Below are 12,366 nucleotides of genomic sequence, written 5' to 3'. Positions count from 1 at the left end.
CCCGATTGAATATCGGAATCATGTTTTAACAACCTTAACGGCGTAATACTAAATTGTCCCAATTTTGGGGGTCACATCAGATACGTTTCACCAACCGACCCTTTTAAAGACCGGAAAAGCTGGTCGGGGACTTACTATAATACCCGTGAAGCCTTAGAGAAGGCAGGTCACCAGATAAATTTTTTGCCAAAGTCTACAAGGCAATTTATGGGAGAAAGGGTTCATACATCCACTCCCGCCTAGCTAGCCATATCCGGACTAGGACGATCAAGCAGGACTTGTCTAAATACGATGTTCTCTTCGTACCTGGACAGGTAGATATTGTGGCTGGTTTAAAGACGGATACGCCGATCATCTACTATACTGATGGTACGGTTCCGCTGATGGTCAACTACTACTGGTTTGGTTTTACCAAAAAAGCGATCAAGGAAGCAGAGCTGGTCGAGCAACGGGCTATTGACAATGCTAGTTACGTTTGGCTGTCTTCAAAGTGGGCTGCTGATTCGGTGATTAAGGACTATCATGCTGATCCCGATCAGGTTAGTCTCTTTCCCTTTGTTGTTGGCAATAATGATGAGCAAAAAATTCACGTTGCCAAATATGATGGCCAGACTTTAAAGGTTATGTTCTCCGGCGTTGACTGGGAGCGTAAGGGTGGCCAGTACGCGGTTGATGCAGTAGAAACTCTTAACCAGCGCGGAATTAAGAGTGAACTCTTGATTACCGGGATCCGGGAATTGCCAGAGGCGGTTAAGTCGAAAAAATGTGTCAAAAATCTGGGCTTTTTAAATAAAAATGAGCCTGAAGGGCTGAAAAAATACCTGGCAAGAAGCCAATCTGTTGCTCCTGCCGACTAGGTCAGAATGCTCGGCGATCGTCTTTTGTGAAGCGGCCACTTATGGCGCGCCCGTCTTAACGACAGAAACTGGCGGCAACAGCACTTACGTGAAGAAAAAAGTGAACGGTGATCGGCTGCCGTTATCAGCCAGTGGGGCAGAATTTGCGGATGTACTGGAAAAATGGGTCAAAAATGGTGATCTAGACCGCTTAAGCCAAGGGGCTGAGCAAATGTATCGCGACTACAATAGCTGGAAAGCTTGGGGCGACCACTTTAACCAGGTAGTCCATTAATCAAAAAGACGACTTGCATTTGCAAGTCGTCTTTTACTTTGGCATAATTGTCTTTTAATTCTTGGCAAATAGAATTTGCTTGTTGTCTTCTAAGTTGGTGTAGATGGTAATGACGTGCTTTTTCACATCGTAGGTGGCATGTTCACGCTTGTCATTCATGTAGTACTGAATGTAGACCTTTCTCTTTTTCTTGACGATCTTCTTGCCATTGGTTAAGGTGAGGTAGTATTTCTTCTTTTGAAGGACTACTTTGCTCAGTTGGCGCAAGTCTTTCTTCTTGGATTTGACGGCCAATGGATAGATATTTTTAGCATTCTTATTGATCTTTTGCTTAGGAAGACGGTCAATATTGATGTCAATCGGCTTGCTGGATTCCGCATTGGCATGAATAGCGATTGAAAGATAGCCATGTGACTCATGATAAGTTAGATGTGCATATTTCTTACGGATGTTTAAAGTTTTCTTCTCACCATCGTGATTTTTGAAGTAAACCTTGTAGGCATCACTATTTTGGGTAACTTTGATTACCGAAAAATTATTAGCGACATTTTCTACTTGGTTGACATATTGCTTAATCGGAGAATGTTGACCAATAAAGAAAAAAACAGCTGTTAGCAGTAAAAAAGCACCGCTAGTGATGATTAGGCCTTTCTTGAGGGGAGTGTCTTTTTTGATCAATGCCCAGATAAAAGCAGTGATCAAGGTAATCGCCATACAAATAATTTCAAGAGATTGGTGCAGGTATAGGAAATCTGCCAAAGCTTCCATTAGTGTGCTCCTTTAAATATTGGTAAAAGTCGGGTCCACGCTACATAATGATACCATAGAAGTGCTACAGTTGTAGTGAAAAATGCGATTAACAATTGACAAGTTTACATATATTAGGGTAGTGTAGTAAAATATACAAAGCTGCTTCTTTATTTGGCAAATTAAATTAAAGTGTTATTGTAATAACCAAAGGCTGCTAGATACATTTGGTTATTACGATTAATTAGGATTAATATGACTGAAGACAATAAACCTTTTGTAAAAATAATTATTGCGGCACATAAGAAATATCAAATGCCCCAGGATCCAATGTATTTGCCGGTACACGTGGGGGCAGCTGACAAGCTGGGCAAAGACGGCAAACCCTTAGACATTGGCTACGTTAAAGACAATACTGGGCAAAATATTTCAGATAAAAACAGTGGGTTTAGTGAATTAACCGGCCTGTACTGGGCCTGGAAAAATGTTGATGCGGCTAATTTGGGGCTAGCCCATTACCGCCGGCATTTTTCTTTTCGTAAAAAGAGTAGCGACTCCTTTGAAAATGTGTTGACTAGCAAAGAAGCTTCTCGCTTATTGCATCAGTACAAGGTAATTGTACCTAAGAAGCGCAATTACGTGATTGAAACGCTTTATTCTCATTACGCTCACACCCACCATGCTGAGCATTTAGACATTACCCGCAAGATTATCGCTCAAAAATACCCAGATTATGTGCAAGACTTTGACCAGGTTATGGAGCACCGAGAAGGCTACATGTTCAACATGTTCATTATGAGACGGGACTTAGTAGATGCTTATTGCCAGTGGCTCTTTGAGATCTTGTTTGAACTGGAAAAACAAATCGGTCCTGAAACGGCTAAGATGGACAACTTCCAAAAGCGACTTTACGGTCGGGTGAGCGAAATTGCTTTTAATGTTTGGCTGCGGCATGAAGTCAGGACTGGCGTTTTAAAGGCATCCGATATTAAAGAAGTCAGGTGCATCTACATGGAGCCGATTGATTGGGGTCGAAAGATTTCTTCCTTTATCAAGGCCAAGTTCCTTGGTCAAAAGTATGACAAGAGCTTTTAGCCATGAACGAAGAAGTTACAGTAATTATCCCAGCCTATAATGCTGCTAAAGTTATAGGGGATGCAGTGGCAAGTATTCAAAAGCAGACTTTTTCTAATTGGCACTTGATTATTGTGGAAAATGGCTCAATTGACGATACAACGTCTGTGTGTGAGTCTTTTTGCCAAGAAGATTCACGAATTTCTCTGGTTCACAGTTCCAAAGGCGTCTCAAATGCCCGTAATTTTGGCCTAGGCCAGGTAAAAACGCCATGGTTTACTTTTTTAGATGCCGATGATCAATTGTTGCCGGAAGCCTTAGAATCTTTACTAAAAAATGCTTCTGGTCAAGATTTAGTAATTGGACAATATACTAAGGCAACAGAAGATTTTTCTGGAAAAAGCAAAGTATATCAAGCTGAGCAAATTTGGGATTATTTAGTAGAAGCTTTAAGTGATGCGACTAAAAAGGCAGTGGTTGGTGGGACTTTATTTAATGCCCAGTTTATCAAAGATAATCACTTGCGCTTTGACTCTGACTTGGCTCACGCTGAAGATAGCGTCTTTATGTTGACTTGCTTGAAAAATGCTCGGGCGTTCACAGTCGTTAATACGCCTGTTTACCAATATACTTATAGTGCTGACTCAGCAACCCGGTCAGCCGGGAGCAAGCTGGTTATGGAATTTACAGGAGCAATTGAACAAGTCTACAAGCTCTGCCAAGGCGAGTCAGCAAAAGTGATCAATGCTAGCTATTTGTTTGCTTTGACCCAGTTCTTAATTATTAGCGTTAATGGTTTGTTTAATAATTCTGCTACTTTAAAAGAGCAAGTGGAGCAGGCTAAAGAGGCCCTAAATCAACCTGTTTACGTCCAAGCTTTAGCTGAGATCGATTTAAGGCCCGTGCCCCGGTCGAAGAGGGTTATGATTCAATTGCTTAAGCAAAAAAACTGGCTGCTCTATGGACTAGTTTGTCGCGGCAAGGCTTGGCTCAATCAGCGAAAGGGTTAATGGGAGTAAGCGAAGAAGGGGTAAAATGAAACCTGAAATTACGGTGATCGTTCCGATTTACAATGTGGAGCGCTATATTCGGAAGTGTTTAGATAGTTTGCTAGCTCAAACTTTTGCTAACTTTGAAGTCTGGGCGGTTGATGATGGATCTCCTGACAATTCAACGGAAATCGTTTTAGAATACGCTGCTAAGGATCAACGGATCAAGTCTATACTTAAAGAAAACGGTGGTTATGGCTCGGTTTTACAAGACAGTATTGACCGTCTGGAAAGCAAGTACTTTTTAATCTGCGATCCTGATGACTGGTTAGCACGTGATGCTTTAGAAAAGCTGTATAACTTTGCAGAAGAAAAGCAGCTAGACTTAGCTGTGGCGGACAAGTATAACGTCTATGAAGAAGATGGTGAGGAAGAATACGTCAAAAGCATCCCCAGCTGGATGCAAAGCATCAAGGCAGATACGGTCTATACCGCGCCAGAAGATGTGCAGACGTTTTCTCTCTTTGAAGTAACCCCGCATGCTAAGCTCTATAAAACTAGCATCGCTAAGGGAATTGTTTTTCCGCAAAAGGTCAGCTACACTGACTTCGTCTTGTACATGCTGGCTTTAAGCAAGACAAAGCGAATTGCTTACGATCAAGAAGCTTTAGCTTACTACTTGAAAAATCGGCCTGGTAATACAGCTACTGACGTCCGGCCATCAGTGATCAAGGACTACCTGACCGGCTTTGATGCCATTTTAAAGCAGCTGCCCCAAGAGCAAGCTGACCGAAATAAGGTGCTTTACTACCGCTTGTTTATTCAGCTTCGATATATCTGCAAGCAGTACGCCAAGGTGTCAAAGGATCCTTTTAAGGATGAGTACATCAAGCTGATCTATCAAGGTGCCGCTAGCTTGCAGCCTTACCGGAAGGAAATTTATCAAGTGACGATGGAAAATACCACCAAATCTAGTCGGATTTTCCAGCATGGCTTGCTGACGCCGGTAACCAGTCACTGGTTTGTTAAGAAAATCATCAAAAAGTTTATGTAATCGCGAGGAAAGCATTCGTGAATGTAAAAAAGTCTATCCAAAACAACTGGAAGAATTTGCTTTTTGGGGCTCTTTACTTTCTCTGGGGAGCCTTTTTTCTGGTCTACAAGACAGTTAATATTCCCAAGCCGCCAATTTTAGACAAGTTTCGGCTACTGCTCAATCTAGTCGTTTTAGCAGCTCTATTATTTTTAATCCTGCTTGATTGGATTAAGGACTGGCAAAAGGGATATTATTCCAAAATTCTTTTTTCGGGAATCTTTTTGGCAATCGCCTTTATTGTTAAGGGCCACGGAGATGGCTGGTTGTCCTTAGTCATGTTTGTCTTTTTGCTTGCTTCAGCCAGCATCAATTTTAATTACATCCTGTCTGCTTTTCTTGGTTTTAGTGGCCTAGTTATGATGGGGAGTTTTTTTCTGTCCAGCCGCGGGGTAAACATCCTGCGCAATTTTATCAGCGTCCGGGTTGGGAATGGGGCCATCCGCTACAGTTTGGGCTTTAACTGGGTGACCAACCCAGCTCAGCTAGCCTTTTTCTTTGTGGTTGCCTATGTAGTTTTGCGCAATAAAAAGACGACTTATTGGGAAATGCTCTTGCTTGAGCTGGTGTCTGGTTACATCTACTTTTATACAGATACCATTAACCCCTTCCTCTTAACTACGTTGCTCTTGGCATACATGACCTTTGAGCGCTTTAGAGCTTTTAAGCCGCTTTTTTTGCGTGTGCCATTTTTTAAGTCAGTCTTGTCTTACCCCTTTGCCTTAGATGCGGCGCTAATGTTTATGGGAGCGATGCTCCCGCAAGGGCGCGTATTCCAACTTTTAAATCGGGTGTTTGATCGGCGCTTTTGGCTCAGCTATAATGGTTTAGTGGAATACGGCATTCATTCCTTTGGCCAGCGAATCGTCTTCCGCAATCAAAGTGAGCAGGGAGGGTTCTTAGCGGGATATAACTATGTTGACAGCTCTTATATTCAATATACTCTACTGTATGGGATTTTCTTCATACTGTTTATTATTGTTGCCTTGTCACTGGTTACCAGGAATGTCGTTAGCGAGAATAACGAACTATTGGCAGTTGTTTTAGCCATCCTGGCCATCCATGCGATGTTTGATCCGCAGCTTTTGTGGCTATGGTATAGCCCTTTTGCCATGCTGATTGGTATTAAGTGCTTTAATCCTCGTCATGAGCGTCAACGATTCAAGTGGGAAGAAAATCTTTTTGGACTGTTAGGACCGAAAGTTAAACAAGCCTAATTAAATAAAAGGCAGGTTAGTAGCCTGCCTTTTGCTGTAGCTAATGTGATATTCTAGTTAAGGATTGATAATCTAGGAAAGACTAGATAATGGTGAGGCACGATGACAAAAGTAAGTATCATAATTCCGGTTTATAATGCAGTAAAATCATTGCCGTATTTGCTCGCTGATTTACAAAAACAGACTTATCAAAATGCAGAATTTATCATGGTTAATGATGGATCTACTGATGAGAGTGCTCAGGTAATCGCGGATTTCATTAAGAAGCAGACCACTAGCAGCAATTCCTATATCTTGATTGACCAAGCAGGTGAAGGTGTTTCTGCAGCTCGAAACAATGGCTTGAGTCATGCCGGTGGAGAATATATGATGTTTGCTGATTCAGATGATCGTTTTGCTCCGAATTTTGTAGAAGAGTACGTTAAAGCGATCGAGCAAAATCAGACGGATATCGAGATTTTTTCCTTAAGTAAGGTTAACGATCTGGATACGCTTAACGAAATTGGTCGGGTTGATTATACCGACTTGGCCAAGCAAGGGATTTTGTCAGGATCTGACTACTTTAAGTATTTAGCAGCTGATCAGATCTATGCCTACCCGCATTCTTATATTTTTAAAAGAACGCTATGGCAAGGAAGGCAGTTCGATCCTAAGGTTAGCTATCAAGAGGATCGCCTAGCATTTAGCTTGATCGTGGCGAATACGCCGGGGATTAAGATCCACGTAAACCAAGAGAGCTACTACTATTACTACATCCACGATGACAGCGCAACGCGGAAGTTGCCGGCTGCTAAGCTAGAAGAAACGATTATAGTTGATCAAAGAATTATCCGTGCTGCCTTAAAATCGGGGAATATCGATGTTTCAGAAGCCGTGTTGAACCAGCTAATTACTTCAACCTATTGGCAAATGCTGGTTTTAAGCGTGCAACAGGATGACCAGAAACAGTTCAATCTCGCTAAGCGTGGCTTTTTGCACTATGTTGGGCAGACTGAGTTCAATACGGCAGACATGGCTAAAAAGCGTAAGCTTCAGGCAGCACTGTTGCGGCTTAACTTGGATTTTGTCGTTAAAAGCAAGATTAGGCATTAGACAGTAACATTAGAAAATTAGAGGTAAGAGATGCCAGAAAAAATTGACGCAGTCTTTTTGTGGGTGGACTCAACTGATCCAGCCTGGAGGGATAAAAAGGCCAAGTATCAGCCAGCTAAAGCAAGTGAGGCTAGTGCTTCTGATGTTAGATACCGGGACTACGGAACTCTCAAATATGCTTTAAGGAGCCTAGAAAAGTATGCCCCATGGCTGAACCAGATTTTTTTAATCACGGATCAGCAAGTGCCGGAGTGGCTAGACACTTATATCAGTAAAGTAAAGATTATTGACCACCGTGAGATCATTGATGATAAGTATTTACCGGTCTTTAATTCCAGTGTCATTGAAATGAATATCGATAAGATACCTGGCCTATCTGAAAAGTTCGTTTACTTTAATGATGATATGCTCTTAAACCGTCCGTTAAGTCCAGAAGACTTTTTTCAAGGCGATCAGCCCTGTGATTATCGGATTTACAAGCCGATTGTACCTTTTGAAGAATTTGATCATATCTTGATCAACAACGGGATTTTGCTCAACCGTTATCTAGATGGTAAATGGCCTTTGTCTAAGAAGGGAATTTTTAGCAAAAAATATGGCAGCGACTTGTTTAGAAATCTGTTGATGATGCCGTATTTGAAAAGGTCGGGGGTGCCGGGCTATGTGGAGCCGCACGGCCCTTTGAGCTTGAAAAAGTCAAGTTTTGCTTTTGCGCGGCAAATTTGGCCCAAGGAAATTGCCGAAAACAACACGCATCGCTTCCGGGAATATAATGATGTTACGGTTTGGCTAGTGCGTCACTTGCAGCTGGAGCGGGGGGAATTTTGTCCGCGGGATGCCACGTTTACTCGCTTTTTGCGCTTAAATCAAACTGATGAAATTAAGCAAACGCTGGAAAGCCAACGGAATGGGGCAATCTGCATCAATGATGACGTGGTGGATGACTATGAAACTTGTGCTCGTAAAGTTAACGAGTATCTTGAAAAGAAGTTTCCAGAGAAGTCCAGTTTTGAAAAGTAAGATGTATTAGATATTATTTGAGTATTATGTGAAAGAGAATCGAGTATATTAACGTTGTTGAGACCTTGGCAATTTTCTTTGTCGTGTGCTGCCACAATACGGCTCTTTTAGGTCAATCTGTTTTAGCAACGGCTATTTTGCAATTTACGACAACAGTTGCTGTTCCGCTCTTTTTTATGGCTAATGGGGCCTTGTTGGTGTCAAGACCACTAGATCTAAAGAAGCATTTGACTAAAACTGGAATGCTGGTTATCGCTGTTTTTGCTTGGATGCTCCTGACTTGGTTCTTGGTTATGCCTTTTGACACTAAGACCTATTCACAAATTGGTGCGGTTAACCTAATCAATTACCTGTTAGGGGGAACAACATCAGCTTATATTCCGGCAGAAGACTATTGGTATATGTACCGTTTAATTGCAATTTATCTTTTTTTGCCAATTATTAAATTGGCCTATAATCATGATTCAAAAGTCTTCAAGTATTTAATGGTGATCATGTTTGTGGCAGCTTTCGTTGTTACTGAAATTGACTTTATCTTTAAGCTAGTATCAAAGTGGTATGGTATCGGTTTGATTTCGGTAGGTTCTTTTAGAGATAAGATTTTTCCTTTAAGTGTGATTGCTGATAACGGCTTTTACTTTTTGGCTGGGGACTTTTTGTATCGAAACTATTATCAAAAAGAGATTAGTAAAAAATCTAGGATCCGTTTAGCTATTACTGCTGTAGCTGCTTACGCTTTATTACTATTTCAGAAACTCTTGCAGCAGGGAACTTTATCAGTCAGCTGGCAACGGCTAGACAATGACTATTTGCGGATTGGGACATTAGTGCTGGCTTCTAGTATATATGCTCTATTTGCTAACACTGATTTTTCTAACACAAAGCATTTGAATCGCTATTGCCAATTTGTCTCAGTACGGACGATGAACATCTATATGATTCATATGTACTTGATCTATGTATTTAATCGCTTGCTTGTTCCCAAAACTTCCTTCCGTGGAGTTGGAATCTACTTGTTAAGTACGTTAGGAATTGCTATTGTTGGCTTACTTGTTACGGAGCCTTTTACCTACATTGGCTTTATTAGAAAAATTCTAGGTTTACAGCCTAGACGATAGTGAAAAAGAGACTGTGTGTTATGTTATCGCTTAAAAAAAAATTGCCAGGGCTTGCAGTTGTAACCCTGTTCATCTTTTACTTGTTTTATCAAAGCCAGGTTCAGCAGTACTATGGCCTCTTCCAAAAAGGGGACACCTTCTTTCATGTCAGTCGGATTTATGAAATTAGGTATGCCTTTTTGCATCATGAGCTGCCAAACTGGCTGAATTATCACTCCTATTTTGGCATGGGACAAGCAGTCAATGGGATGTACCCTGACTTGTCGCTTTGGCCCCTGGTCTTGGTTACCTTGCCGCTGTCTTTGATGAAGCAAATTATCGCTATCCGCTTGCTGATTTTAGCCTTAACCTGCCTAGTAACCTACCTGAGCTTGCTTAAGCATAAGTATCAAAGCAACTTGGCAATTTTTGCGGCAGTAATCTACACCTTGTCAGGCTATTCTTTGTACCAGGCAAGCACTGAGGTTCAGTTAGGGACAGGAATTATCTATATTTTTTCCTTCCCGATCTTCTTTGCCTTGGTAGACCTATTTAAGCGGGAAAAAATTGACTACAATTTAGTTTTGCGCTTAGGCTTGCTATTTACGATAATTGTGTCTTCGCACCTCCTAAGTGCTGTGATTGTGGCTTTTATCGTAGCTTTGCTTTTGCTCTACCGCTGGCTGATTGACCGGGACTTTAATTGGGCAGTGCTTGCCAATCTAGCCTTGTCTGGCGTGATTGCGGCAATCTTATCACTTCCGGTTCTTTACAGGTACTTTTATCTCAGCAGATCTGGTTTGGCTAAACCGTATGGGCAGGGGATGATCATAGCTGAGAGCGTGCAAAAAATGCTCTCAGACATCGATTGGTCAACTAGGACGACCTTCTCAGTTGTTTCACTGGTACTGCTAGCAATTTGCCTATTCTTTGGTAAAAAGAGCGAAAAGATGGTGAAGCTACTTTTTCTTGAGCTGATGTTGGCTGTTTTATGCACTAATTTTTTCCCGTGGAATCTAATTGATAAGCTCCCAATGCTGAACAATCTCCAATACACTCCTTGGCGTTTTGGCATCTGGTTGGGGATTATTCCGATTGTCCTTTACTTGAATACTTTTGCTGATTCATTAAAAGTCGGCTCAAAACTGCCATATAATTTTTTGCTTCTCTTAGCGCTAATGACGCCGCTGATCAGTAGTCAAGCGATTAAGAGCCTTAACGAGGACTCGTCCAAGAAGATTTTTATCACGCAAAAGTTTATGGATAACGCTCAGGGGAATGTTGAAATAGTTAACGACGAATTTCACAATTACCTGCTTATCCGTGACTATGCTCCGATTGAATCAAGTGTGACAGATGGCAGCAATCGAGTGACACGACTGACTTCTAACTTGGCTTTTCACCCTTATATTGCGAATGGCCAGGACCAGCAGGCCAAGATTTGGCGTGAACCTATTAACAATGGGGTTAAGATCCATGTTCAGGTTGATTTGAAGGGGAGAAGGTTTAGACTTCCGCTCTATAAGTATCGAACGGTTCAATACTCGGTTAAGGTTAACGGACAAAAGGTTGGCTATCAGGCAGATCAGCAGGGATATCTGCAGATTGTTACTAAGGCATCGCTAAGAAAGGGTGATGTGTTGATAGTAGAAAGCCATAATCCATCGGTTTATTCAGTGGTTGTTTGGATTTCATTGTTGCTCTTCATAGGGGGGTGTGCCGTGGTTGGGTGGCATGACTGGCATTTTAGATAAATAATGTGGTCGCTTGGAGTATAGGGGGCAGGTGCTAGCCCCCAAAGTATGTCAACCGGTCTGATTTTAGGCAAAATTTGCCCCCGAAGTATGTTAACCAAGACTGGTTGAGTCAATTTGGGGGCGAAAAAACGGCAAAATGAGTTTGGTTGAGTCAACTCAGGGGTCCAAATCAGGAAGAGATAGTCTGATTGATCAAGTTAAAGGAGGTTATAGCCTAAAACAATGTTAAGTAAACGCTGAAGCAGTATAAAATGACGCTAGTTGACATCATATTGGGCTGCCACATCTACTACGCTGCCCCCGCCTCGCCGCACCACCCACATAAGCACAAAAATACCCTAGCCAAACTTGGCTAGGGTATTTAACTTAAGCGTTAGCTTCAGCAGACTTTTGGGCTTCTTCTTGCTTCAAGAGCTTGTTGTCGTATCTCTTGATGAATGGGTACCAGATGAGGAAGGCGATGATCACAACTACCGCGCCTCTCCAGGAAACCGTAGCAATGTAGCCACCCAGGCCGACTGGCGTTGGCCAAGGTTGTTGCACGATAGTCTTTGGCAAAAAGCCAATTGCAAAGGCAGCATAAGTGGTCATGGAGCAGACCATTGGGGCACCGATAAATGGTACGAACAAGTTAACGTTATAAACGATTGGCAAACCGAATAGCAATGGCTCGTTGATGTTGAAGATGGCAGGAACCAGTTCAACCTTACCAATTTCCTTCAATTGAGTTGACTTAGCTCTCGTAATCCCAGAAGTGGAAACGGCAATCCCACCGCCGATGATGTTGTTAGCTTTCAAAGATTGAACGAATTGGATTGAGCCGTTAACCATCTTCATTTTAAAACACGGTAGAAGAAAATGTAAGCGCTTTTTTCATAAAAACGTAGATTATTTTCAAAATGGAGGTAAGCACAGAACTAGAAATGGTGCTAATTGACAGCTTTTTAGCTAGTTGTAGAATAATCGACTGGTAATAATTCTACTAGTGCGCGGGCTGTAAGATGAAAAAGGTACCAACTTTAGAAAAAAGCTTGTAGAAATTTTCAATGGGCCGTATAATTTTGCTTGTAAGCGATTGCTAAGAAGAAAGCAAGTGTTATCTGCATAATGGAGGCAAATATGTATTGCCGATTGTAAAATTAAACTGAA

At 41.8% G+C, this 12,366-nt stretch carries 11 protein-coding genes and 1 pseudogene; 10 read left to right on the top strand and 2 right to left on the bottom strand.

All coding sequences use genetic code 11. The features are described 5' to 3' along the window. The first annotated feature begins 278 nt into the window (after window positions 1-278). Window positions 279-857: a glycosyltransferase family protein gene (locus FD23_RS10500; RefSeq protein ID WP_230844928.1), complete on the top strand. Its 579-nt coding sequence runs from the start codon at window positions 279-281 to the stop codon at window positions 855-857. Beyond that, window positions 841-1,131 (top strand): glycosyltransferase, encoded by a 291-nt coding sequence (locus FD23_RS10495; RefSeq protein ID WP_230844929.1) that lies wholly within the window; start codon window positions 841-843, stop codon window positions 1,129-1,131. Before FD23_RS10500 ends, FD23_RS10495 begins: the two co-directional genes overlap by 17 nt. 54 nt (window positions 1,132-1,185) lie before the next feature. Here the strand turns inward: FD23_RS10495 and FD23_RS05425 are convergent, their stop codons facing one another. Further along, on the bottom strand, window positions 1,186-1,899 hold the full coding sequence (locus FD23_RS05425; protein WP_025896125.1) for a hypothetical protein: 714 nt from the start codon (window positions 1,897-1,899) through the stop codon (window positions 1,186-1,188). A gap of 234 nt (window positions 1,900-2,133) precedes the next feature. On the opposite strand from FD23_RS05425, the gene FD23_RS05420 reads away from it, so the two are divergent. The 8 genes from FD23_RS05420 to FD23_RS05385 all read left to right on the top strand — a co-directional run bounded on the left by FD23_RS05420 (window position 2,134) and on the right by FD23_RS05385 (window position 11,214). After that, window positions 2,134-2,973, top strand: a complete 840-nt coding sequence (locus FD23_RS05420; protein ID WP_025896126.1) for a DUF4422 domain-containing protein — start codon at window positions 2,134-2,136, stop codon at window positions 2,971-2,973. A 2-nt stretch (window positions 2,974-2,975) separates the two neighbouring features. Further along, complete coding sequence (locus FD23_RS05415; RefSeq protein ID WP_025896127.1) at window positions 2,976-3,962, top strand: glycosyltransferase family 2 protein; 987 nt, start codon at window positions 2,976-2,978, stop codon at window positions 3,960-3,962. Window positions 3,963-3,987: 25 nt separating this feature from the next. Beyond that, a complete protein-coding gene (locus FD23_RS05410; protein ID WP_025896128.1) occupies window positions 3,988-4,995 on the top strand; it encodes a glycosyltransferase family 2 protein in 1,008 nt (335 codons plus the stop codon). 17 nt (window positions 4,996-5,012) lie between these two features. Beyond that, window positions 5,013-6,251, top strand: coding sequence for a hypothetical protein (locus FD23_RS05405; RefSeq protein ID WP_052933817.1), 1,239 nt, complete (start codon window positions 5,013-5,015; stop codon window positions 6,249-6,251). A 102-nt stretch (window positions 6,252-6,353) separates the two neighbouring features. Then, window positions 6,354-7,343 (top strand): glycosyltransferase family 2 protein, encoded by a 990-nt coding sequence (locus tag FD23_RS05400; protein WP_025896129.1) that lies wholly within the window; start codon window positions 6,354-6,356, stop codon window positions 7,341-7,343. 30 nt (window positions 7,344-7,373) lie between these two features. Beyond that, window positions 7,374-8,363, top strand: coding sequence for a stealth family protein (locus FD23_RS05395; protein ID WP_025896131.1), 990 nt, complete (start codon window positions 7,374-7,376; stop codon window positions 8,361-8,363). A gap of 38 nt (window positions 8,364-8,401) precedes the next feature. Then, window positions 8,402-9,481 (top strand): acyltransferase, encoded by a 1,080-nt coding sequence (locus FD23_RS05390; protein ID WP_311317940.1) that lies wholly within the window; start codon window positions 8,402-8,404, stop codon window positions 9,479-9,481. 20 nt (window positions 9,482-9,501) lie between these two features. Then, complete coding sequence (locus FD23_RS05385) at window positions 9,502-11,214, top strand: glycosyltransferase family protein (protein ID WP_230844931.1); 1,713 nt, start codon at window positions 9,502-9,504, stop codon at window positions 11,212-11,214. Between the two features lie 369 nt (window positions 11,215-11,583). Here the strand turns inward: FD23_RS05385 and FD23_RS05380 are convergent. Then, a pseudogene (locus FD23_RS05380) lies at window positions 11,584-12,000 on the bottom strand (PTS transporter subunit EIIC); the annotation flags it as partial. Window positions 12,001-12,366 lie beyond the last annotated feature (366 nt).

It is taken from the genome of Lactobacillus delbrueckii subsp. delbrueckii DSM 20074 = JCM 1012 (assembly GCF_001433875.1).
In the GTDB taxonomy this organism is placed as follows: Bacteria; Bacillota; Bacilli; order Lactobacillales; family Lactobacillaceae; genus Lactobacillus; species Lactobacillus delbrueckii.
This window is presented reverse-complemented; position numbering and strand designations above follow the sequence as displayed.

Coding starts and splice junctions, on each gene's coding strand:
- FD23_RS05420 (WP_025896126.1), top strand. CDS start 2,134: ATGACTGAAGACAATAAACCTTTTGTAAAAATAATTATTGCGGCACAT.
- FD23_RS05400 (WP_025896129.1), top strand. CDS start 6,354: ATGACAAAAGTAAGTATCATAATTCCGGTTTATAATGCAGTAAAATCA.
- FD23_RS05395 (WP_025896131.1), top strand. CDS start 7,374: ATGCCAGAAAAAATTGACGCAGTCTTTTTGTGGGTGGACTCAACTGAT.
- FD23_RS05385 (WP_230844931.1), top strand. CDS start 9,502: ATGTTATCGCTTAAAAAAAAATTGCCAGGGCTTGCAGTTGTAACCCTG.
- FD23_RS05410 (WP_025896128.1), top strand. CDS start 3,988: ATGAAACCTGAAATTACGGTGATCGTTCCGATTTACAATGTGGAGCGC.
- FD23_RS05415 (WP_025896127.1), top strand. CDS start 2,976: ATGAACGAAGAAGTTACAGTAATTATCCCAGCCTATAATGCTGCTAAA.
- FD23_RS05425 (WP_025896125.1), bottom strand. CDS start 1,899: ATGGAAGCTTTGGCAGATTTCCTATACCTGCACCAATCTCTTGAAATT.